Source organism: Paraburkholderia edwinii, assembly GCF_019428685.1.
Lineage (GTDB): Bacteria > Pseudomonadota > Gammaproteobacteria > Burkholderiales > Burkholderiaceae > Paraburkholderia > Paraburkholderia edwinii.
This window is the reverse complement of record NZ_CP080095.1, coordinates 3326508-3350255: the sequence shown is the minus strand read 5'-3', so window position 1 is coordinate 3350255 and position 23748 is coordinate 3326508. Positions and strand designations below refer to the sequence as shown.

Here is a 23748-nt window from a genome sequence, read left to right as displayed (position 1 = left end):
GACGCGAATCGGCGCAGCGAAGTCGCAAGCCGTGTCGTCGCCGCGCGGTGCGAGCGCATGAGGTGCATCGTCGCAGCACCCGCTCGCGCTCGCCGGACGTTGACTCAACCCGTATAGAACGTACAGAACCATGCAATTTCCGGAATCCTGGCTCAGAACCTTCGTCGATCCGCAACTGACGACCGCGCAGCTGTCGCACGCGCTGACGATGGCAGGTCTCGAAGTCGAAGATCTGCGGCCGGTCGCGCCGCCGACATCGAAGATCGTCGTCGGCCGCGTGCTCGAGGTGGTCAAGCACCCGGACGCGGATAAGCTCAACGTCTGCCAGGTCGACGCGGGCACCGGTGCGACGCTGAACATCGTGTGCGGTGCGCCGAATGTGTCGCCGGGCATCAAGGTGCCGGTCGCGCTGGTCGGCGCGCAACTGCCGCCGGCCGAAGAGGGCGGCGCGCCTTTCGCGATCAAGCTGTCGAAGCTGCGCGGCGTCGAGAGTCAGGGCATGCTGTGTTCGGCACGCGAGCTGAAGCTTTCGGAAGACCACAGCGGTCTTCTGATCCTGCCTGAAGATACGCCGATCGGCCAGGACATCCGAGAGACGCTGAAGCTCGACGATACGATTTTCGAAGTCAAACTGACGCCGAACAAGGCGGACTGTCTGTCGGTATTCGGCATTGCGCGCGAGACCGCTGCGATTACCGGCGCGCCGCTCAAACCGGTCGACATCAAGCCGGCGCCGGTTGCGCTGAACGAAACGCTGCCCGTGAAGATTTCCGCGCCCGACCTGTGCGGCCGTTTCTCGGGCCGCGTGATTCGCGGCGTGAACGCGCGCGCGAAGTCGCCGCAATGGATGGTCGAGCGTCTCGAACGTTCGGGCCAGCGCAGCATTTCGGCGCTCGTCGATATCTCGAACTACGTGATGCTTGAACTCGGCCGTCCGTCGCACGTGTTCGATCTCGACAAGATTCACGGTTCGATGGACGTGCGCTGGGGCAAGCGCGGCGAGTCGCTGAAGCTGCTCAACGGCAACACCGTCGAAGTGGACGAAACGGTCGGCGTGATTGCCGACGATCGCCATATCGAAAGTCTCGCGGGCATCATGGGCGGCGACAGCACGTCGGTCACGCTCGATACGACGAACATTTATCTTGAAGCGGCGTTCTGGTGGCCCGATAGCATTCGCGGCCGCTCGCGCCGCTACAACTTCTCGACCGACGCCGGCCATCGTTTCGAGCGCGGTGTCGACTACTCGACGACAGTCGAGCACATCGAGCGCATCACGCAGCTGATTCTCGACATCTGCGGCGGACAGGCCGGCCCGATCGACGATCAGACCGTCAATGTGCCGACGCGTGCGCCGGTGAAGATGCGCGTCGCGCGTGCGCAGCGAATTATCGGCATCGCGATCGGCGCCGACGAGATCGCGGATATCTTTACCCGCCTCGGCCTCGACTATCAGCGCGATGGCGATACGTTCTCGGTGATGCCGCCGCCGTATCGCTTCGATATCGAAATTGAAGAAGACCTGATCGAGGAAGTCGCGCGCATCTACGGCTTCGAAAAGATTCCCGCGCGTCCGCCGGTTGCGAAGAGCGAAATGCGCGCGACCAACGAAACGCGCCGCTCGATCCATGCGCTGCGCCACGCGCTTGCCGCGCGCGATTATGCGGAGACGATCAACTTCAGCTTCGTCGACGCCGAGTGGGAGCAGGATTTCGCGGGCAACAGCAATCCGGTGCGACTCGTCAATCCGATCGCGAGCCAGCTGTCGGTGATGCGTACCACGCTCTTCGGCAGCCTCATCAACGTGCTGCGCCATAACCTGAACCGTCGCGCGGATCGCATCCGCGTGTTCGAAGCGGGCCGCGTGTTTCTGCATGACCCCAAGATTGCAGCGGGCGAGATGACCGTCGAAGGCTTCGCGCAACCGAAGATGCTGGGCGCGCTTGCCTATGGTCCGGTGTGCGAAGAGCAGTGGGGCGTGGCCACGCGCGCGGTCGACTTCTTCGATATGAAAGGCGACGTCGAGGCGCTGCTGAGCCCGGCGCTCGCATCGGTGGCGCGCTTCGTGAAGGCGGAGCACCCGGCGCTGCATCCGGGCCGCAGCGCGCGCATCGAGCTCGACGGACGCGCGGTCGGCTGGATCGGCGAACTGCATCCGCGCTGGATGCAGAAATACGACTTGCCGCATGCACCGATGCTGTTCGAGATCGAGGCCGAAGCCTTGATGCGGCGCGAGCTGCCGAGCCCGACCGAAGTCTCGAAATTTCCGCCCGTGAGGCGCGATATCGCGGTCGTGGTCGACCAGAAAATCGAAGTTCAGGCGCTGCTCGACACGATGCAAACGGCCCTTTCCGACGACGCTTGCAAGACCGTTCAGAGGGTTGCACTTTTCGATGAATTTCGTCCAAAATCAAGTACTTCCGGTGGGCTGGCAGCCCACGAGAAAAGCCTTGCGTTCCGTGTGACCTTGCAAGATACTGGGGGAACCCTTCAGGACGAAACGGTCGATCTGGCCATTCAAACCCTGGTGGATCGTCTGGCTCGAGCATATGGCGCACGGTTGCGTGGATAACCCGCAGGGAGGGGGTTATTGCGGTGGCCTCCCGGGTTGTTTCTTTGGTTGTTCCTCCGGTTGTTCCCGCACTCTCCGTTTCAGTTTGCGCGCCATTTGATAGATATGAATGAAATGAACTCGAGTGATTTCGAAGCCCTTCTTACGGCGCAACGTAGCGCCATGATTCGCGATATCCCGACATCATCTGCCGGCGCGTCGGGCGAAACGCCGACGCTGACGAAGGCCGAACTTGCCGAGTTGCTGTTCGACAATGTCGGGCTCAACAAGCGCGAAGCGAAGGACATGGTCGAAGCGTTCTTCGAAGTGATCCGCGACGCGCTCGAAGGCGGCGACAGCGTGAAGCTGTCGGGCTTCGGCAATTTTCAGCTGCGCGACAAGCCGCAGCGTCCCGGCCGGAATCCGAAGACCGGCGAGGCGATTCCCATTGCCGCGCGCCGCGTCGTCACGTTTCATGCAAGCCAGAAGCTGAAGGCGATCGTTGAAAACGGCGCCGAGGCCAGTCTGACGCGCTGATCGATAGGCGATCGATAATAATCGAGACGCGCGCGTTCCCGCGCAACCCACCAAGACGGCTAACTGACGATGACAGCGACGATCGAAAAAGTCGTCTTGCCTCCGATTCCCGCCAAGCGCTATTTCACGATTGGCGAAGTGAGCGAACTGTGCGGCGTGAAGCCGCATGTGCTGCGTTACTGGGAGCAGGAGTTCACGCAGTTGCGGCCGGTCAAGCGGCGGGGCAATCGCCGGTACTACCAGCATCATGAAGTGCTGCTGATTCGCCGGATTCGCGAGTTGCTGTACGAGCAGGGCTTCACGATCAACGGCGCGCGCAATCGCCTCGATTCGCATGGCGGCGCGCAACGCGAAGCGGAGGAACGTGAAGAGGCTGAGGCGCCGGTCGTCACGCAGTCGATGGCGACGGTCGATGTCGATCAGTTGCGCAAGGAGTTGCTGCACGTGATCGATCTGCTTGGACATTGAGCATCGCGTTTGACGATGTCGATATGAAGTACCGGAATGATGCTCAGCGCGCGGAGTGTCTGTTATACTTGCCAGCTTTCGGGGCGTAGCGCAGCCTGGTAGCGTACCTGCATGGGGTGCAGGTGGTCGGAGGTTCAAATCCTCTCGCCCCGACCAGATATCGAACCCGCGTCAGTGAATCACTGACGCGGGTTTTTGTTTGTGCTTTTGTTTCTGCGTGCGCGACTCTATCGCATCGCAGAAACCTCGCGCACGCGATCCCGTCGCGACCCAACATCGATCTTGGACAGCGATGTCAAGCGCCAGCCACTTCGCTTCTATAAGCACATCAGGCCTTGGCGTAAACACCAACTCCCACCGCTTTTCACCCCATCTCCGCAATGCGTGATATATCATATATCAGGTCTGTCCCTGTTCAGGTCCACCATGCTCGATCCGTCGTTGCTCGGCCGTTTGTCGTTCACGCCCGCTGAGCCGTTCAAAGGCCCATTGCCGCCGGGGCGCCACCGCCTTGGTCTCGTCGAAGACCGCGACGCCGTGCTCTTCGTCCCCGACAGCCTGAGCGAAATCAGCGACCCCGTGCCGCTCTTCGTCATGTTCCATGGCGCTGGCGGCTTTCCGGAGAAGGTGCTGCCCTTCATCGAACTCCACGCGCAGCAACATGGTTTTCTCGTGCTTGCCCCGCATTCGACTTATCCGACGTGGGACCTCGTGATCGGCGGCAATGGCCCGGACCTCGAGCGTCTGCATCAGGCGCTGACGGAGGTCACTTCGCGTTACCGGGTTGACCGTCGCCATCTGGCCTTCGCGGGTTTTTCGGACGGCGCAAGCTACGCGCTGTCGATCGGCGTCACGAACGGCGATATCGCGAGTCACGTGATCGCGTTTTCGGGCGGCTTCTTCTCGATCTTCATCCAGGAGGGGACGCCCAAAGTGTTTATCGCGCACGGTCTCGAAGACGAACAGTTGCCGATCGCCACGAGCGGCCGCGCGAATGCGGCGAAGCTCAAGGCTGCGGGCTACGACGTCGAATACGTCGAGTTCAACGGACTGCATGCAATTCAGCCGCCGGTCGTCGAACGCGCGGTAGAGTTCTTTCTGAAGCAACACGCGTAGCAACAGTCAAAGCAACAGTCAAAGCAACAAGCGCAATGACAACCAGCGATCCCGAGCGTGCAGAAACACGCGCATCCGCACACACGCTCGCGATCGGGAGACACACGAATGGACTTTGAAATACCGGAATCGCTGATTCATCCGCTGCTCGGCATGATTGGAACGAGCTCGCCGCTTGCGAAGCAACTGGAAGCGCACGGTATCTGTCACGGCAACATGATCGTGTCGAGCAAGCTCTTCGATGCGCAGTCGCTGAATTCGCTGTACATGCTGAGCAAGACGCAGGACGACCGCGGCCTGATGTTCCAGATGCTCGCGCTCGACGGCATCCACAACGCGCCGCAGGCGCGCCTGATTCCGTCGCTCGATCAGCTGGTGCCGGGCCTCATCGCGTATCTGTCGCGCGACGCGATCGACGGGTGGCTCTACCGCCGCAACAAGGACGGCATACTCTTGCCCTGGCTCGTGCATCGCATGCGTTACGTCGAGCCGGAGCAGGGCAACCCGTACGTGGTCGTCGATATGGTCGCGAACACGATGCAGTCTGCCAACTCGGAGCAAACCGACTACAGCAAGCGCCGCTCCGGCATGACGACGTCGTTGATGCTGAACCGCAGCGACATCGTCGACCGCACGATTCCCGAACTGCTCGCCGAGTTCGGCTTCTACAAGGAATGCCCGGAGTTCAAGCGCGAATACGAGCAGCACGCGCAGCGTTTCCTGCAGTACCAGCGCCGCTTCGGCAAGCAGTTTCTCGTGACCAAGGCGGTCTTCACGATGGACGCGAAAGGGACGCCCGAACTCGCGCGAATCGTCGATGGCGTGACGGCGAAGTGTGTCAACGATGAAGAGCCGCTCGAACGCCGCTTCGAGATGACCTGCGACCCGAGCTTCTGGCGCAATGCCGGCATCGAAAGCGGCTTCGACAGAATTCCGCTGCATTGCTACGTGCACCTGTTCCACCTCGAATGGCACAAGAACATCTGGGCGCACGTGCAGCATCTGAGCGTCTATCGCTATCAGCCCGAGCTGCGCGACAAGCTTGTGCTGCCCGGCGACCATCGCGATCTGATCGATATCCTGACCTCGGACCTCAACGTGCTCGTGCAGGATTTCGTCGCGGGCAAGTCGGGCGGCACGACCATTCTGTGTCAGGGCTCGCCGGGTCTTGGCAAAACGCTGACGGCCGAAATCTATTCGGAGGTGGTCGGCAAGCCGCTGTACCGCGTGCATTCGGGGCAGCTCGGCACGACGGCCGCATCGGTCGGCGCGGCGCTGACCGGCGTGCTGCGCCGCGCGATGCGCTGGGATGCGATCCTGTTGCTCGACGAAGCCGACGTGTATATCCGCCGTCGTGACAACGATCTCGAGCACAACGCGATCGTCGCCGAGTTCCTGCGCACGCTCGAGTACTTCAACGGCCTGATGTTCATGACGACCAACCGCATCGGCGATGTCGACGATGCGATCCTGTCGCGTTGCATCGCGACGATCCACTATGAAATACCGTCGAAAGCCGATGCCAGGCTACTATGGAAACTGCTGGCCGAGCAGTTCGGCGCCGGGCTTGACGACGCGCTGATCGAAGAACTGACGGTTCGATATCCGAAAGCAAGCGGCCGCGACATCAAGGAACTGCTGAAGCTCGCAACACGCTACTGCAAGGCGAAACAGCTGCCGATGAGCGAAGACGTCTTTCGTCTGTGCGCGCTGTTCCGCGGACATCCGTAAGCACGCGCAACGCCCGCGAGACATATCGCACGTCACCCCAACCGCACTGCACTGCACCGCCGCACCACCACGCATTGCCCGCCGTCCTGCAGACAATCGCATCGAATGGGACAATCCGCGAGGCCGTCGCCACGACGGCTTTCGACTGTCTGACATCGATGTCAAACACCAAACAGGAACGGAGACACTTGCATGCGCTTCACCCGCCAGCTATTTGCATTCGCCATCATCGCCGGCCTTGCCGGCACTGCGCACGCACAGATGCCGCAGCCGCCCGGCGGCCAGGCCGGCAGCTATGCGGAAGGCGATTTGCCGCTGGAAAGCGGGCAGTCGATCGACGACTTCTCGATCTCATATGAAACCTACGGCACGCTCAACGCGGACAAATCGAACGCGATTCTGATGGTGACCGCGATCGGCGGCACGCACCACCGTCTCGACTATCTGATCGGACCGGGCAAAGCGCTCGACACGAACCGCTACTTCATCATCACGACCGACGCGATCGGCAACGGCCTCAGCACCTCGCCGTCGAATAGCGTGAAGCAGCCCGGCATGGCGTTTCCGCGCTTCGCGATCCGCGACATGGTCGAGTCGCAGTACCGGCTCGTGACCGGCAAGTTCGGCGTGACGCATCTGTTCGCAGTCGTGGGCGCATCGATGGGCGGTATGCAGACGCTGCAATGGGGCGTGAGCCATCCGGACATGATGGATGCGCTGGTGCCGATCGTGCCGCTTGGCCGCACGCCGCCCTGGACGAAGACGGTGCTCGAGCTGACGCGCCAGGAAATCATGAGCGACCCGGCATGGGACGACGGCCATTACCGGCAGGGAACCGAGCCGGAGAAGGGGATGCGGCTGTGGGCCGGCACGCTCGCGCTGATCACGCGCACGCCCGAGCTGATGAAGAACACCACGCCGGACGACGGCGCCGCACATAACGGCCCCGGGCAGAACGAAGCCGCGCAGTGGCTGCGCAAGACGCAGGACAGCAGCTGGAAAAACTTCGACGCGCGCAACTGGATCTACCAGACTTGGGCCTACGACGCACACGATCTCGGCACGACGCCGGGCTTCAACGGCGACTATCATCAGGCGCTGCGCTCGATCCGCGCGCGCATGCTGGTGCTGGCGGGCGTCGGCGATCTGCTGAATCCGGAGCCGGAGGCACTTGAAGTCGCGCGCTATGTGCATGGCGCGCAATTCGAGTCGATCGAGCCGCGCTGGCCATCCGGTCATTTTTCGGCGGCCGGCGTCACGCAACCGGAGGTCGATTTCCAGAATCGCGAAATCGGCGCCTTCCTGACCAAGGTCGCCGCCGCGCAACAGCATCCCGGCTGAGCGCGCGTGGACGGCGCAACCGCGCGCCGTCCACGGTGAATTAGAGGAACGGCTCTTCAGGATTTGCGAACGCTTGCCGTTAACACGAAACGGCGCGAGGAAACGGCGAATGAACCACGGATCGACGGCGGCCTTCAAGTGCGCACCGAAGTGCATCCGCCTGTTTCGTGTGTCCGAACAACTTTTCGCATAATCGCGGGAGACCGACCACGCGAGCCGGCTCTACTCTAGATCCGTCGAAGATGTGCAGTGACTGACAGCTTATGCGTGCAAAGCGGCCTGCAAAGCGGCCCGCGCGGCCGCCCGCAGAGCCGTCATCAAGCGTCCACACAATCGCGGTATCTGACCGATTTCCCGCGCCGGAGGCCCAGTGATACGGCAAGTCCTAGCTAGCCCGCTTCTCAGCCCGCTTCTCAGCCCGCTTCGCAGCCCGCTTCTCAGTCTGCTTCTCAGTCTGCTTCTCGCGCTTTGCATCGGCGACGCCCGCGCCGCCGGCGGCCCCGACTGCACGCGTCCGTTTACGCTTGCACTGCACGACCACGGGCTGCTCTATTCGCTCGATACCGATTCCGGCATCGACAAGGATTTCGCTGACGAACTCGCGCGCCGCAGCGGCTGCGAGATCCGCGTGAGCCTGATGTCGCGCGCGCGTATCTGGAAGCTGATCGAATCGGGCGCGCTCGACTTCAGCCTGTCCGGCATCACCAACGACGAGCGCAATCAGTACGCATCGTTCGCGTGGTACTTCAGCGACAAGTACTATCTGCTCGTGCGCAAGGACGCCGGCATTCATGCACTGTCCGACTTCGAGCACGACGACCGCTTCCAGCTCGGCGTGATCCGCAGCTTTCGCTATAGCGACTCGGCAAACCATCTCGTCGATACGCTAAGCGCCGAAAACCGTGTTAGCCTGGCGGGTGGGCTCGATCCGCTGTATCAGGCGCTGCTGCTGAAGCGCATCCAGGGCATGATTATCGAGCCGTTCGACTATCCGGTGATCGACGAGAAGAAAATTCGCGACGTGACGACCATCATCGAATTCAACGATCCGGCTGTGCCGCACGGCCTCATCATGTCGAAGAAGGCGCTGTCGGCGGAGCAGCGCAAAAAATGGCGCGCGCTCGTTGACGCGATGCGCGCCGACGGCACCGTGCGGCGGATTTTCCGCAAATACTTCAAACCCGACCTGGCCGACTCCATGGTCGATTTCCAGACGCCGCCGCCGTGAACCGGGCGCGCCTCATCCTGATTCCGCTCGTCATCCTGTGCTCCGCGTTGATGCTGACGTGGACGGTGTGGGACCACGAGCGCCATGCTTCGCAGCACGAATTGCGTTCGCAGTTCACGTACGCGCTCGGCGACGCCGTCAGCCGCATCGAACAGCGCATGGCGTCGTATGAGCAGATGCTGCGCGGCGTGCAGGGTCTTTTCGTGGCGACCAACACGCTCGATCGCGACCGCTTTCGCGAGTATGTGAGCGCGGTCAATACCGATGCGAACCTGGCCGGGATGCAGGCGATCGGGCTCATTGAATGGGTTCCGCAGGCCGACCTGTCCGGCCATCTGGCGATGATGCGCCGCGCCGCCGGCGTCGACTACGCGGTCATGCCCGAGGGCCGGCGCGACAGTTATGCGCCGATCATCGAGCGCCTGCCGTTTACCGACAGCAAGCGCACCGTGATCGGCTTCGATTCATGGGCAAGCCCCGTGCGCCGCGACGCGATGGAAAAAGCACGCGATTCCGGGCTCGCGACGATCTCGGGCAAGGTCACGCTCGCCTCGGATTTCGGCAAGCAGAGTGCGCCGGGCTTTGTCATGTATCTGCCCGTGTATCAGCAAGGCCAGCCGCTCGACACGGTTGCCGAACGCCGCGCGCATCTGCTCGGTTGGGTCTATGCGGCATTCCGCATGCATGACGTGGTGGCGAGCCTTTACGGCGAGGAGCCGCCCGGCCTGTCGCTGGCGATTTACGACGGCGTCGAACCGTCGGCCGCGACGCTGCTGTACCGCTCGTCGGATCAGCAGACGCAACACGCGCCCTCGGACCTCTCGGCGCACGAGTATCTGGTCGTCGACGGGCACGACTGGACGCTATCGCTTTCCGCGCAGGACCGCTTCATGAAGCGCTTCGGCCGCAACGCCGAATGGCTCATCGCGGGCACGGGCGGCGGCCTCTCGGTGCTGCTCGCGCTGCTCGCATGGATCATGGTGACGGGCCGTAGCCGCGCGATGCGGCTTGCCTCGACAATGACGCGCGAACTGCGCGAAAGCGAAGAGAAGTTCCGCGCGATCGCCGACTGCACGGTCAACCTCGAAGTGTGGTGGGGCCCGGACGGCAAACCGCGCTGGATCAACCCGTCGGTCAAGGAATACACGGGCTACAGCGTCGACGAATGTATGGCGATGCACGACTTCGCCGGCACGCTGATTCATCCGGAAGACATGCCGCGCGTCGCGCCGGAGCTGCTCAAAGGACGCCAGGGGTTGCGCGGCGGCGACCTCGAATTTCGTTGCCTCCGCAAGGATGGGTCGCTGATCTGGCTGTCGGTGTCGTGGGTGCCGATCTACGACGCGAAGGGCCTGCTCACCGGCTTTCGCATGAGCGGCCGCGACATCACCGAGCGCAAGCGCTTCGAAGAAGAACTGCGCATCGCCGCGGTCGCATTCGAATCGCTCGAAGGCATGATGGTGACCGACGCGGACGGCACGATCCTGCGCGTGAACTCGGCCTTTACCGAATGCACCGGTTACACGGCCGAGGAAGTCGTGCGCCGCACGCCGCGCATCCTGCAATCGGGACGGCACGACAAGGCGTTCTATCGCGAGATGTGGGACACCATTCATCGCGACGGCGGCTGGCAGGGCGAGATCTGGGATCGCCGCAAGAACGGCGACATCTACCCGAAATGGCTGACCATCACCGCGGTGACCGGCGACAACGGCGCGGTCACGCATTATGTCGGCACGCATCACGACATCACCGAACGCAAGATCGCCGAAGAGCGGATCAAGGAGCTCGCGTTCTTCGACGCGCTCACGCGGCTGCCGAACCGCCGACTGCTATGGGACCGGCTGAGGCAGGCCATCGCGGTCAGCGCGCAGACCGGCACGTGCGGCGCGCTGCTCTTTCTCGACCTCGACAACTTCAAGACGCTGAACGACACGCTCGGCCACGACAAGGGCGATCTGCTGCTGCAGCAGGTCGCCGAGCGCCTGTCGGGCTGCGCGCGCGAGGGCGACACGGTGGCGCGCGTCGGCGGCGATGAATTCGTGGTCGTGCTCGGCAGCCTGAGCGCCGAGCGCGGCGAGGCCGCGAGCCAGACCGAGGCGGTTGCCGAACTGATCCTTTCGGTGCTCGGCGAGGCGTATCAGCTCGAAGGCGTCGACTACCGGACCAGCGCGAGCATCGGCGCGACCGTGTTCCAGGGGCACGAGGCGTCGATCGACGAACTGCTGAAGCAGGCCGACCTCGCGATGTACAAGTGCAAGGAGCGCGGCCGCAACGCGATGTGCTTCTTCGACCCGGCGATGCAGACGGTGGTGGTCGAACGCGCGGCGCTCGAGGCGGCGTTGCGCCGCGCGATCGACGAAGACCAGTTCCTCGTCCACTACCAGGCGCAGGTCAGCGACGGCGACCGCGTGACCGGCGCCGAAGCGCTCGTGCGCTGGCAGCATCCGGAGCGTGGCATCGTCGCGCCGGCCGACTTCATTCCGCTTGCCGAAGAGACGGGGCTGATTCTCGCGCTCGGCGACAAGGTGCTCGAAACCGCATGCCTGCAGCTCGCGCAATGGGCCACGCAGCCCGGCATGGCGCACCTGACCATTGCAGTGAACGTCAGCGCGCAGCAGTTCCGCGAACCGCGCTTCGTCGAACGGGTGCTCGCCGTGCTCGATCGCACCGGTGCGAATCCGCACCGCCTCAAGCTCGAATTGACCGAGAGCGTGCTCGTCGACAACGTGCAGGACATCATCGAGAAGATGGCGGCGTTAAAGGCCGAAGGCGTGGTATTCTCGCTCGACGACTTCGGCATCGGCTATTCGTCGCTGTCGTATCTGAAGCGCTTGCCGCTCGATCAGTTGAAGATCGACCGCTCGTTTGTGCGCGACATCCTCGTCGATTCGAACGATGCGGTGATCGCGCGGACGATCGTCGCGCTGGCGCAGAGCCTTGGTCTTGGCGTGATCGCCGAAGGCGTCGAGACCGAAGCGCAGCGCGATTTTCTCGCGGGCGCCGGGTGTCATGCGTATCAGGGCTATTACTTCTGCCGCCCGTTGCCGGTTGAAGGGTTCGAGGCGTTTGCGGGCAGTTTCGACGCGCAGCCGATGGCTTGATGGGGAAGGGCAGCGATGGTCTGCAGCCGCTTCCCAGCTTCGGTGGGATATCGGTTCGCGTCAGCCTGCGTGAATCATCATTGCGCCGCGTTCGTCAGCGCCGGATCGATATACGCATTCACATCCTGCGGCTGCTTGTACACCGCATTGCGCACGTTGAATTTGTCCGCGTTCGCGCTCGATCCGTAGATCGAATCGAGGCCGTCGCCCTTGACGAACGCCTTCTTCGCCGCCGCCGCATCGAGCAGATGCGTGCCCTTCAGCAAGGGCAGGTATTGCGCGGGCGCGAGGCCGACGCGCGCCGACATGATCTTCACCGCATCCGCCTGCGTCTTCGGGTCGTTCACGTAGGCCACGCAGCGGTACCAGACCTTGATCACTTTGGCCCAGTCCGCCTTGCGCGACGCGAGGCTCGCCGGATTGACGGTGATCGCGTCATAGATGAGCCCCGGCGCGTCCGCCGACGTGAAGATCGGACGCGCGCCCGGCACGCGTTTCAACGCTTCGCCGGCATTCGGCTGCCATGCGCCGACAGCCGCGATGTCTTGCGATGACGCGAGCACTTGCGGCAATTCGTTGGTCTTCGCGTTGACGAGCGTCAGGTCCGACTCTTTCATGCCGTGTTTCGCGAGCGCCGTATCGAGCAGCAGGTGATCGACGAGCCCGACCTCGACGCCGACCTTCTTGCCTTTCAACGCCTCGACCGTTTTCGTCGACGGCTTCGCGACGATCATGTCGTTGCCGCTCGAATAGTCGGTCAGCAGGATCATCACGTTCTTCGCACCGCTTGCGCCGGTGACGAGCGCGTCGCCGTTCGTCGCGCCGACGCCGTCAAGCTTGCCCGCCGCGAATGCATCGAGCGACGCCGAGTAATCGAACCACTCGAAATCGACGTCGACGTTTTCCTGCTTGAACCAGCCCTTGTCGATCGCGACCTGGAACAGCACCCAGCCAGGCCAGTCGCTGTAACCGATTTTCAGCGGCGCGGCTGCCTGCGCCGACGCCGACGTCAGGCCGACTGCGAAGGCGGCGGCCGCGCCGGCAAGGCCGCGCCGCAGCGTACGGGACGCGAGAAGTTGAGCGCGTGCGTATTCGAATGCTTTCATTGTGTGCTCCAGGAGACCGGGTGAAGTGTTATCGAAATGAATCGCGCAAGCGGCGCACACAAGCTTCGGTGCGCGTGCCGGCGTCATGACCGGTTTCCTGCATTGCATGGGACCGGCCACGGAGAGGCACGACGGCGGCCGTTATCGTCGCCATCGCGGATCTCCCGGGCTTTTGTCCCGCCGTGTAGTGCGGCCTGCGAAGCATTGACTGCGGGTTCGCTTCACCGGCGCACCGGGCTGCTCTCGGACCAGACGTTCGCATGACGAACCGGAACCCTAGCATCCCTAAGATGCGACGGTGCCGCACCTCTCGGGTGTTGCGCGAAGCCAGAAGCATGCCAGGCGGTACCTGCATGTGCGCGTTCGCGGCAGCCGCCGAAACGATGTCGCGACGCGCCGCTTACGATCGATCGAGCGTAGAGAAGCGCTGATGGACAAATGCAAGGAACTGCTCGAGCCGTTCCTCGATCGCCGAGGCCAGGCGCACATGCTTGATGCGGCGATCATGCGCCGCGCTCGTTTCGGTTAGCCAGCCCGCATCGATCAGCTGCTGCACATAACGGACTGCCGTCCGGCGGCTTACGCCAGGCATGAAATCGTAAAGCGCGGTTTTCGCGAACTGCTCCTGCGGGTCGGCCCACATCTGGCAGAAGAGATCGCTGTAATTCAGGTCGGCGAGCCCCAGCTCGCCGAATTGCGTGGACCATTCGAAGTCCATGTCGAGGATGGCGCGAGCGACGGCCTGCGCTTTGGCCCGGGCTATTTTTTTCTTCATCGATTCACCAGCACAAGGAGACGTGCACAGTTTACGTGCGAACAGGCCCGCAAAACGGGCGTGCCGCCAAGGCACGCGATAACACGGGAAATGTTTTTTGACGCGTCGTGTTTAACATGTAGTATTGCATGCAATTTTGCACATAAAAAGGACGACGATGCGTTTCGCGCTGTTCAAGACGTTCTGGGGATTCACCGGCGGCCCGCACGAAGCGGGCGCCCTGGTGAGAGCGGCGAAGTTCGACGGTATCGAGGCGCAGGTGCCGGCCGGCGAAGCTGAGCGCAATCGCTTTGCGCGCGCGATTGCCGACGAAGGGCTCGACTTTATCGCGGAGATCACCACCGCCGGCAGCTATGTACCCGAGCGCAGCGCGACGCCCGTCGACCATTTGCGCGATCTCGAGGCGAAGCTGATCTGGGCAAAGCCATTACGGCCGCGCTTTTGCAATGTGATCGCCGGCTGCGATGCGTGGTCCGCGCCGGTGCAAATCGATTTCTTCGCGCGCGCGCTCGAACTCGAAGCAAAGCATGGTGTGCCCTGCAGCTTCGAAACGCACCGTGGCCGCTCATTCTTCAATCCATGGATCACGCGCGATGTCGTGCGCGCGGTGCCGCAACTGAAGCTGACTTGCGACTTCAGTCATTGGGCGGTCGTCTGCGAACGGCTGCTCGATAGCGAGTGGGACACGCTTGTCGAACTCGCGCCGCATGCCCACCACGTGCACGGGCGCGTCGGTTATCCGCAAGGTCCGCAGGTGCCGCATCCGGCCGCGCCCGAGTACGCGGACTGCCTCGCGTCGCACCGGCGTATCTGGGAACTGCTGTGGAGCGCGCAACTTGCCAACGGCTACGCTGAAACGACCATGACGCCCGAGTTCGGCCCCGACGGCTATCTGCATACCTTGCCGTTTACGGGCGCACCGGTGGCCGATCTCTGGGAAATCAATACGTGGATGGGCCGCGAGGAGCGAAGCCATTTCGCGGACTTTCTCGCGCAACACAACGCATGCCTGACGACACGGTGATTTCGATGATTCGCACGCATACGGGTTTCGGCGCCTTGCCGATCGTCGACGTTGGCGGTTTGTACAGCGAGGATGTGCACGAGCGGCTGGCCACGGCCCGCTCGCTCGATCGCGCGGCCCGCGATGCGGGCTTCTTCTATGTCACGAACCATCGGGTCGACCACACCCTGCAGACTGCGTTGGTCGAACACGCGCAGCGGTTCTTCGCCGCGCCGCAAGCGTGGAAGATGCGCTATTACATCGGCCATTCGACCGCGCACCGCGGTTACGTGCCGGAGGGCGAGGAGGTATTCGCCGGAGGGAAGCACGACAGGAAAGAAGCGTTCGACACCGGCCGCGACCTTCCGCTCGACGACCCCGACGTCAAGGCAGGGACGCCGATGCTCGGTCCGAACGTGTGGCCGGATCAAGCGGGCTTTCGCGAAGCGATCAGCGGCTACTACGACGCGGCGTTCGATCTGGGACGGCGCCTCTTTCGCGGCTTCTCGCTCGCGCTTGGCTTGCCGGAGACGCACTTCGACGCCTACCTGCACAAGCCGCCGAGCCAGTTGCGGCTGGTTCACTACCCGTTCGATGCATCGGCCGAGGACGCCCCCGGCATCGGCGCGCATACCGACTACGAATGCTTCACGATCCTGCTGCCGACCGCGCCGGGCCTCGAGGTGATGAACGGCGACGGCAGGTGGATCGACGCGCCGCCGATCGAAGGCGCGTTTATCGTCAACATCGGCGACATGCTCGAGGTGTGGACCGGTGGCAACTATGTCGCGACATCGCACCGCGTGCGCAAGGTGACACAGGAGCGCTACTCGTTTCCGCTGTTTTTCGCCTGCGACTACCGTACCGTGGTTGCGCCGCTGCCGCAGTTCGCGACGCCGGAGGCGTGCGCGAAGTATCCGCCTCTGGCAGCAGGCGAGCATCTCTTTGCGCAGACCGCGCTGAGCTTCACCTATCTGAAGCGGCGCCTCGAACGCGGCGAACTGGCATTACCCGACGGTTCGATGCAGTTGTCGAGCTTCGGACAGGAAGCGCGTAACGCCGTGTAGTCGCGATACGGTAGGCGCGCGCCTAGCGGAGCGTCGCGCGCTTCTTTTGCATCTCGATGAAGCGCACTGAAAAGAGCGTATAGAGCGCACGGCGAACGGAAATCAGAAGAGGCATGGCGGGCACTGGAAGAGGGCGTGTGAGCCTTTATCACAGCAACGGTCATGCCATTCCTGTAAGCGCGCTGCAACCCGCGTCGAGCGATGACGCGTGGATTCCGCGCGCTCGAGGATGGCGCTTGCACGCCTTCGATTGGTGCGCAAGCGCCCCGCGTCAGGGCGCGCAGCGCGCCGTCGTGCATCGTCGCGTACAAACAGGCCGTATCCGCGCACACCGCCCGGATACCGTCGCGATAGCGCGCATGCAAATTTCTCAACAGCTGATGAGCCGTTGGCACGGTACTCGCTTAAATGCACGCCGAGAGGTGCGAAGCAATTTGCATCATCTTCAGGATCGCTAGGGTTCCGGTCGTGCGGCAAGCGCCGCGCGATGCCTGGTCCGAGAGCAATCCGGTCTTGCCGCCCGCCTTGCACAAAGGCGCGGGCGAGGCTCCACGGAGGGATAAAAGCCCGGGAGGTCGCGATGTCGTTTGTCGCCCCTCTCACGTCTATCCCTTTCGATTCAAAGGAGCCTCCATGCCGTCGAATCCTCCCGTCGACCTCGCGCCGGTCCCGTATCCGCTGTGGGAAACCGTGATCCCTGCCGGCACGCACTGGTCCGGTGTCCTGCGCCGCGGCATCGCGTTGCGCATCGTCGATACCGAAGGCGGCGCCAATCTTTCGGCCGTGTTCTATCGCCAGGAAGACCCGCTCGAGCGCTACAACATGGCCGACACGCTGAAGGCGCAACACACGGCGCACCTGACGCGCGGCCATGTGCTGTATTCGGACATGGGCCGTGTGCTCGCGTCGATCACCGCCGATACGCTCGGCTGGCATGACCCGTTCGGCGGCGTCGGCGATGCGCAGCTGTTCGCGCGCAAATACGGCGTCGCGCGTTATCAGGAGCATCGCAACGCGATGTACCGCAACGGCCGCGACAGCCTGCTGCTTGAGCTCGCGAAGCACGGGCTCGGCACGCGCGATCTTGTCGCGAACGTCAATTTCTTCAGCAAGCTGGCGACCGGTGACGACGGCTCGCTGAGCTTCGTCGCGAACCACTCGCGCGCTGGCGACGCCTTCGATCTGCGCTTCGAGATGAACACGCTTGCCGCGTTTTCGAACGCGCCGCATCCGCTCGATCCGGCGCCCGAATACCGGCCGAAAGCGGTGAAGCTGATCGCGTATCGCGCGTATCCGGGCGATGCCGTCGTGCCGTCCGATGACCCGTGCCGCGCGCAATGCGCGGAAAACGAGCGGGGCTTTATCAACACCGAACGACTTTTCGTATAAGGAGCGCCGCCATGACCATCATCGAAAGCACACTCGATACGCGCGACGCGCTCTACGATTTCACGCTGCCGGCCGGCGAGCCGTGGCTGCACGAAGTGAAGCGCGGACAGATCTTCCGGATTCTCGACCTCGAGGGCAATCAGGCCGTCGATACGCTGTTCTATAACAGCGCCGATCCGCTCGAACGCTACAGCGCGCAGGACACGATCCGCCAGCAGCTGAACCTTTATCTGGGCGCGGGCAGCGTGCTGATGTCGAACGTCGGCAATCCGATGCTGACGATCGTCGCCGACACCTGCGGCCGGCACGACACGCTCGGCGGCGCCTGCGCAGCCGAAAGCAACACCGTGCGTTACGCACTCGACAAGCGTCATATGCACAGCTGCCGCGACAGCTTCCTGCATGCGATCACGCATTGCACGTGCGGCGTCGGCACGCATCTGACGAAGCGCGACATCGTCGGCAATGTCAACTTCTTCATGAACGTGCCGGTCACGCCGCTTGGGAAGCTGACCTTCGAAGACGGCATTTCGGCGCCGGGCAAGTATGTCGAGATGCGCGCGGAGATGGACGTAACGGTGCTGATCTCGAACTGCCCGCAATTGAACAACCCGTGCAACGGCTATAACCCGACGCCCGTGCGGCTCTCGATCTGGGAGGCGCGATGAGTGAGCCGTTGCGCTTCTCGAAGGTGCTCGTCGCGAATCGCGGCGAAATTGCGTGCCGCGTGATTCGCACGCTCAAGCGCTTGAATATCGCATCGGTCGCCGTGTACTCGGAAGCCGACCGTCACGCGATGCATGTGAAGCTGGCCGATGAAGCGGTGTGCATCGGCCCGGCCGCGGCGTCGGCCAGCTATCTGAATGTCGACGCGATACTCGATGCCGCGCGCGCAACCGGCGCGCAAGCGGTGCATCCGGGCTATGGCTTCCTCTCCGAAAACGCCGCGTTCGCCCAGGCGTGCGATGACGCGGGCATCCGCTTTATCGGTCCACGTGCCGAACAGATGCGCGCGTTCGGTCTCAAGCATACGGCGCGCGAGCTTGCGCAAGCGAACGACGTGGCGCTGCTGCCGGGCACCGGTTTGCTGCCCGATGTCGAGACCGCGCTGACCGAAGCCGCCTCGATCGGCTATCCGGTGATGCTGAAGAGCACCGCGGGCGGCGGCGGCATCGGCATGTCGCTGTGCCGCAGCGCGTCGGAACTCGAAGCGGCGTTTGCGTCGGTCGTGCGTCTTGGCCAGGCGAACTTCGCGAACGCCGGCGTGTATGTCGAGAAGTTCGTCGAGCACGCGCGCCATATCGAAGTGCAGATTTTCGGCGACGGCCGTGGCAATGTGATCGCATGGGGCGAGCGCGACTGCTCGGTGCAGCGGCGCAATCAGAAGGTGATCGAGGAGACGCCTGCGCCGGGACTCAGCGACGACGAGCGCGCCATGTTGCAGGCAAGCGCCGTGCGGCTCGCGCAAGCGGTGAGCTACGAATCGGCCGGCACGGTCGAATTCGTGTTCGATGCGCACGCGCGCCGCTTCTACTTTCTCGAAGTGAACACGCGGCTGCAGGTCGAGCATTGCGTGACCGAGGAAGTGACCGGTGTCGATCTCGTTGAATGGATGATCCGTCAGGCGGAGGGGGCGTTGCCCGCGCTTGCATCGATCGCACCGACTGCAAGCGGCGCGAGCATTCAGGTGCGCCTCTATGCGGAGGACCCGCACAAGCAGTTCCAGCCGAGCGCAGGGACGCTGACGCACGTCGAATTCGCGAAAGACGCACGCGTCGATACATGGGTCGATGCAGGGACCGAAGTCAGCGCGTTCTACGATCCGCTGCTTGCGAAGCTGATCGTCAAAGGCGCGACGCGCGAGGCTGCGCTCGCCACGCTCGGCGACGCGCTCGAATGCACGCAGCTGTACGGCATCGAGACGAATCTCGACTATCTGCGCGCGGTGGTCGGCTCCGACACGTTCGCGCGCGGCGCGCAGACCACCGCGTTCCTGTCGCGCTTCATGTTCGCGCCGCATACGATCGACGTGCTCGACGGCGGCGTGCAGACGACGGTGCAGCAATTGCCGGGGCGGCTTGGCTACTGGGATATCGGCGTGCCGCCGTCGGGCCCGATGGACGATCTGTCGTTTTCGCTGGCGAACGAACTGCTCGGCAATGCGCCCGATGCGGCAGGCCTCGAATTCACGATGGTCGGCGCGACGCTGCGCTTCAATACGGCGGCGTTGTTTGTGCTCGGCGGCGCGGCGCTTGCCGCGACGCTCGATGGCGCACCGGCGCCGTTCTGGCGCGTGCTGCGCGCGACGCCGGGCGCGGTGCTGAAGCTCGGCGGCGTGACCGGCGCCGGCGTGCGCGCGTGTCTTGCGATCAAAGGCGGGCTGCAGGTGCCCGATTATCTCGGCAGCAAGGCGACCTTCACGCTGGGCCAGTTCGGCGGACATGCGGGCCGCGCGTTGCGCAAGGGCGATGTGCTGCATCTGGCGGACGACGCGGGCGAGGGTGTGCCGGGCGCGACGCTCGATATTGCGCGTACGCCCGCGCTGACACACGAGTGGACGCTGGGCGTACTGAATGGTCCGCACGGCGCGCCCGATTTCTTCACGCCCGACGATATCGCGATGCTGTACGGCACGAGTTGGACCGTGCACTACAACTCGAGCCGCACGGGAGTCAGGCTTGTCGGTCCCGCGCCGAAATGGGCGCGCCGCGATGGCGGCGAAGCGGGCCTGCATCCGTCGAATATTCACGACAACGCCTACGCGATCGGCGCGGTCGATTTCACCGGCGATATGCCGGTGATTCTCGGACCCGATGGTCCGAGCCTCGGCGGCTTCGTTTGCCCGGTGACGGTGGTCGCCGACGAGTTATGGAAGCTCGGGCAACTGCGGCCCGGCGACACGGTGCGCTTTGCGCCTGCTGAAAGGTCGGTGGCATCCCTCGCATCGCCGGCCGTGACTTACGCGGACGCCTGCGTACTCCATCGCGACCCATCGGCCGGCGACGGCATTGGCGTGGTCTACCGCCAGTCGGGCGATCGCAACGTGCTGATCGAATACGGCCCCCTCGTGCTCGACCTGAATCTGCGTTTTCGCGTGCATGCGCTGATGCACTGGCTCGAAGAACACCGCTTGCCCGGTATCGTCGACCTGACGCCGGGCATCCGCTCGCTGCAGGTGCATTTCGATCCGCGCGTCTTGCCGCGCACCAGGCTGCTCGACCATTTGCAGCGCGCGGAAACGGCACTGCCCGCGATCGACGGGATGCGCGTGCCGAACCGCATCGTCCATTTGCCGCTGTCGTGGGACGACCCGTCGACGCGTATCGCCATCGAACGCTATATGCAGTCGGTGCGCCCCGATGCGCCGTGGTGCCCGAGCAATATCGAGTTTATTCGCCGCATCAACGGCCTCGCGAGCATCGACGACGTGAAGCGCATTGTGTTCGACGCGCGCTATCTCGTGATGGGTCTCGGCGACGTCTATCTCGGCGCGCCGGTCGCGACGCCGCTCGACCCGCGTCATCGGCTCGTTACGACGAAGTACAACCCGGCGCGCACCTGGACGCCGGAGAACGCAGTCGGCATCGGCGGCGCGTATCTGTGCGTGTACGGCATGGAAGGGCCGGGCGGCTATCAGTTTGTCGGCCGTACCGTGCAGATGTGGAACCGCTATCGGACCACGCGCGAGTTCACGGCGGGCAAGCCGTGGCTGCTGCGCTTCTTCGACGAGATCCGCTTCTACGAAGTCAGCGAAGCGGAACTGACCGAACTGCGCGCGGATTTCGTCGCGGGGCGCGCGAGCCTGAAGATCGAGGAGTCGACCTTCGATCTCGGCGCCTATAACGGCTTTCTGCGCGACGAGGCCGAATCGATCGCCGCGTTCAAGACGTCGCAGCAGGCCGCTTTCGAAGCGGAGCGCGAGCGTTGGCGCGCGGCAGGCACGGCCGAGTATGTGGGCGAGCCGGGCGGCGGCGACGCGCAAGGCGGGAGCGGCGCGGGCGGTGCGGCGGGTGCCGCGGATGCACTTGCGGACGGCGTGCGCGGCATCGTCGCCGACGTGTCGGGCAGCGTCTGGAAACTGCTAGTGAGCAAAGGCGAACGCGTGATGGCGGGCCAGGTCGTGGCGATCGTCGAGTCGATGAAAATGGAAGTGTCGGTCGAAGCCGCCGACGACGGCGTGATCGAAACGATCGATTGTGCGGAAGGCGCGGCGGTCGTGGCAGGACAGCGGCTGATGACAGTGAAGAGCGACGTCGTGGCCGATGCTATCGAGGAGGTCGTGTGCAAGTAACCGCTCAACCCGCTGTACCGCAAGCGCCGCTGACGGTCGCATCGCTGCGGGCGCAATATCGCGCGCGCACGCTGACGCCGGCGCAACTGGTCGAGATGATCGCCGCGCGCACGGCCGGCGACGATCCGCATCATGTCTGGATCCGTCCGCTTTCGCGCGACGAGATGATGCGCTACGTCGAAGCGCTGGCGGACAAGGATCCGGGATCGCTGCCGCTCTACGGCATTCCGTTCGCGATCAAGGACAACATCGATCTGGCCGGTGTGCCAACCACTGCCGGTTGCCCGGCATACGCGTACACGCCGCAGAAAAGCGCGGCGGTGGTCCAACGGCTGATCGCGGCCGGCGCGATTCCGGTCGGCAAGACCAATCTCGATCAGTTCGCGACGGGCCTGTCCGGACAGCGCTCGCCGCACGGCGCATGCCGTAACGCGCTCGATCCGCGCTATGCATCGGGCGGATCGAGTTCCGGCTCCGCGGTAGCGGTGGCGCTCGGGCTTGCGGCGTTTTCGCTCGGCACCGATACGGCAGGCTCGGGCCGGGTGCCGGCGGCGTTTCATGGGCTCGTCGGTTTGAAGCCGACCAAGGGCGTGCTGAGCACGCTCGGTGTCGTGCCCGCCTGCAAGTCGCTCGATTGCGTGTCGATCTTCGCGCATACGGCGCATGACGCAGAGCACGTGTTCGAGGTCGCGCGCGGTATCGCGGACGGCGATCCGTATGCGCGTGCGTGGACGCCGCCGGTGTCGCTATCTTCATCGTCGGCTGCACAGCCGGCGCAGGCGCCGCTCACGCAACGTGACGATACGCCGACGCTGCGCGGTGTGCGCTTCGGCGTGCCGCGCCCAGCGCAACTCGAATTCTTCGGCGACACGTCGTACGCGCAGGCTTTCGAAGCGGCGTTGGCGCGCTTGCGCGATGCCGGCGCGCAGGTGGTCGAGATCGACTTCGAACCGTTTCTCGACGCTGCGCGTCTGCTCTATGAAGGACCGTTCGTCGCCGAGCGGCTTGCGGCAATCAAGCCGTTCTTCGAGCAGCATGCGGACGCGTTGCATCCGGTGATCCGCACGATTGTCGGCGGTGCGGCGAAGTGGAGTGCAGCGGACCTGTTCGCGGCGCAGGACAGGCTCGCCGAACTGCGCATGCGAGCCGATCCGGTGTGGCAGCAGATCGACGCGATCTTTATGCCGACATCCGCGACGACGGCAACGGTCGACGAACTCGAGGCCGATCCGATTCGGGTCAATTCGCGCTTCGGTTACTACACGAACTTTGTGAATCTGCTCGATCTGTCCGCGCTCGCGGTGCCGGCCGGCGTTTGTACGATCGGCACGCACAGCGGGCTGCCGTTCGGTGTGACGTTCGTCGGCCGTGCGCATGAGGACGCCGGGTTGCTGCGGCTTGCGTATGCATGGCTTGGCGAAGAGGTTGAGTCGAAAGTGTCTTTGGCGCCGGTTTCGGTGTCGGCAGACCTGGCACCTTCAGCGGCGGTCTCGGAATCGCCCGCAGCGTCTGCGTCTTCGTCATCGGCTTCGATGTCGTCTGAGTCGTCCGCATCTGTTTCTGCGGCGCGATCGCCCGACTCGATTCGCGTCGCCGTCGTCGGCGCGCATCTGCGCGGCGAGCCGCTCAATGCGCAACTCACGGAACGCGGCGCGCACCTCATCGAGGCGACGACCACTGCGCCGGCCTACCGGCTCTATGCGCTGCCCGCTGCGGCAAGCGGCGGCGTTGCGAAGCCGGGGCTTGTTCGCGTACGCGATGGCGGTGCGCCGATCGCCGTCGAAGTATGGGACATGCCGCTTGCCGCATACGGCAGTTTCGTCGCGCTCGTGCCAGCGCCGCTTGGCATCGGCACGCTGACGCTCGCGGACGGCAGCACGGTGCAGGGCTTTCTGTGTGAGACGATCGCACTTGAAGGCGCAGATGACATCACGTCGTTCGGCGGCTGGCGTGCGTATCGCGCGAGCCTCGCCACACGATGAACACGTTCCGCGCCACGCGCGCGGTCCTTCCTCGCTCGAACCGGATCAATCCATCGAGC

Annotated in this window: 16 protein-coding genes, 1 tRNA gene and 2 riboswitches; of the genes, 15 read left to right on the top strand and 2 right to left on the bottom strand. The window is 63.8% G+C overall.

Annotated features, from left to right (window positions below; all coding sequences use genetic code 11):
• Positions 1 to 130: 130 nt before the first annotated feature.
• The 9 genes from pheT to KZJ38_RS14720 all read left to right on the top strand — a co-directional run bounded on the left by pheT (position 131) and on the right by KZJ38_RS14720 (position 12076).
• On the top strand, positions 131 to 2572 hold the full coding sequence (gene pheT, locus KZJ38_RS14760) for a phenylalanine--tRNA ligase subunit beta (protein ID WP_219796717.1): 2442 nt from the start codon (positions 131 to 133) through the stop codon (positions 2570 to 2572).
• A gap of 105 nt (positions 2573 to 2677) precedes the next feature.
• Positions 2678 to 3088 carry an integration host factor subunit alpha gene (locus KZJ38_RS14755; protein WP_219796715.1) on the top strand — a complete coding sequence of 137 codons (411 nt, stop codon included), beginning with the start codon at positions 2678 to 2680 and terminating at the stop codon, positions 3086 to 3088.
• A 69-nt stretch (positions 3089 to 3157) separates the two neighbouring features.
• Positions 3158 to 3556 (top strand): MerR family transcriptional regulator, encoded by a 399-nt coding sequence (locus KZJ38_RS14750; protein ID WP_219796713.1) that lies wholly within the window; start codon positions 3158 to 3160, stop codon positions 3554 to 3556.
• A gap of 79 nt (positions 3557 to 3635) precedes the next feature.
• Positions 3636 to 3712: transfer RNA gene (locus KZJ38_RS14745), tRNA-Pro, on the top strand.
• 270 nt (positions 3713 to 3982) lie between these two features.
• The gene (locus KZJ38_RS14740; RefSeq protein WP_219796711.1) at positions 3983 to 4672 is read left to right on the top strand and encodes an alpha/beta hydrolase; all 690 of its coding nucleotides are present in this window, start codon (positions 3983 to 3985) and stop codon (positions 4670 to 4672) included.
• A 108-nt stretch (positions 4673 to 4780) separates the two neighbouring features.
• Positions 4781 to 6403, top strand: coding sequence for an AAA family ATPase (locus KZJ38_RS14735; protein ID WP_219796709.1), 1623 nt, complete (start codon positions 4781 to 4783; stop codon positions 6401 to 6403).
• Between the two features lie 192 nt (positions 6404 to 6595).
• Positions 6596 to 7744, top strand: coding sequence for an alpha/beta fold hydrolase (locus tag KZJ38_RS14730; RefSeq protein WP_219796707.1), 1149 nt, complete (start codon positions 6596 to 6598; stop codon positions 7742 to 7744).
• A 442-nt stretch (positions 7745 to 8186) separates the two neighbouring features.
• Positions 8187 to 8972 (top strand): substrate-binding periplasmic protein, encoded by a 786-nt coding sequence (locus KZJ38_RS14725; protein WP_219800351.1) that lies wholly within the window; start codon positions 8187 to 8189, stop codon positions 8970 to 8972.
• Entirely contained in the window at positions 8969 to 12076 is a 3108-nt protein-coding gene (locus tag KZJ38_RS14720; RefSeq protein ID WP_219796705.1) for a bifunctional diguanylate cyclase/phosphodiesterase, read from the top strand. Before KZJ38_RS14725 ends, KZJ38_RS14720 begins: the two co-directional genes overlap by 4 nt.
• A 77-nt stretch (positions 12077 to 12153) precedes the next feature.
• On the opposite strand, the gene KZJ38_RS14715 is transcribed toward KZJ38_RS14720, so the two are convergent.
• Together KZJ38_RS14715 and KZJ38_RS14710 are read right to left on the bottom strand one after the other, a co-directional pair.
• Positions 12154 to 13182 (bottom strand): ABC transporter substrate-binding protein, encoded by a 1029-nt coding sequence (locus KZJ38_RS14715; protein WP_219796703.1) that lies wholly within the window; start codon positions 13180 to 13182, stop codon positions 12154 to 12156.
• A gap of 159 nt (positions 13183 to 13341) precedes the next feature.
• A riboswitch (guanidine-I (ykkC/yxkD leader) is annotated at positions 13342 to 13473 on the bottom strand.
• Between the two features lie 109 nt (positions 13474 to 13582).
• Positions 13583 to 14032 carry a helix-turn-helix domain-containing protein gene (locus KZJ38_RS14710; protein ID WP_246641482.1) on the bottom strand — a complete coding sequence of 150 codons (450 nt, stop codon included), beginning with the start codon at positions 14030 to 14032 and terminating at the stop codon, positions 13583 to 13585.
• 82 nt (positions 14033 to 14114) lie between these two features.
• Between KZJ38_RS14710 and KZJ38_RS14705 the strand changes: the two genes are divergently transcribed.
• From KZJ38_RS14705 to atzF, 6 genes are all read left to right on the top strand, one after another.
• Positions 14115 to 14981 carry a sugar phosphate isomerase/epimerase family protein gene (locus KZJ38_RS14705; protein WP_219796701.1) on the top strand — a complete coding sequence of 289 codons (867 nt, stop codon included), beginning with the start codon at positions 14115 to 14117 and terminating at the stop codon, positions 14979 to 14981.
• On the top strand, positions 14963 to 16027 hold the full coding sequence (locus KZJ38_RS14700) for an isopenicillin N synthase family dioxygenase (protein WP_246641481.1): 1065 nt from the start codon (positions 14963 to 14965) through the stop codon (positions 16025 to 16027). The genes KZJ38_RS14705 and KZJ38_RS14700 overlap by 19 nt, the downstream gene beginning before the upstream one ends.
• A 443-nt stretch (positions 16028 to 16470) precedes the next feature.
• A riboswitch (guanidine-I (ykkC/yxkD leader) is annotated at positions 16471 to 16603 on the top strand.
• Between the two features lie 57 nt (positions 16604 to 16660).
• The gene (locus KZJ38_RS14695) at positions 16661 to 17416 is read left to right on the top strand and encodes an urea amidolyase associated protein UAAP1 (RefSeq protein ID WP_219796699.1); all 756 of its coding nucleotides are present in this window, start codon (positions 16661 to 16663) and stop codon (positions 17414 to 17416) included.
• A gap of 11 nt (positions 17417 to 17427) precedes the next feature.
• Positions 17428 to 18084: an urea amidolyase associated protein UAAP2 gene (locus tag KZJ38_RS14690; RefSeq protein WP_219796697.1), complete on the top strand. Its 657-nt coding sequence runs from the start codon at positions 17428 to 17430 to the stop codon at positions 18082 to 18084.
• An 8-nt stretch (positions 18085 to 18092) separates the two neighbouring features.
• Positions 18093 to 21707, top strand: a complete 3615-nt coding sequence (gene uca / locus KZJ38_RS14685; RefSeq protein WP_219800346.1) for an urea carboxylase — start codon at positions 18093 to 18095, stop codon at positions 21705 to 21707.
• On the top strand, positions 21698 to 23689 hold the full coding sequence (gene atzF, locus KZJ38_RS14680) for an allophanate hydrolase (protein WP_219796695.1): 1992 nt from the start codon (positions 21698 to 21700) through the stop codon (positions 23687 to 23689). The genes uca and atzF overlap by 10 nt, the downstream gene beginning before the upstream one ends.
• The last annotated feature ends 59 nt before the right edge of the window (positions 23690 to 23748 follow it).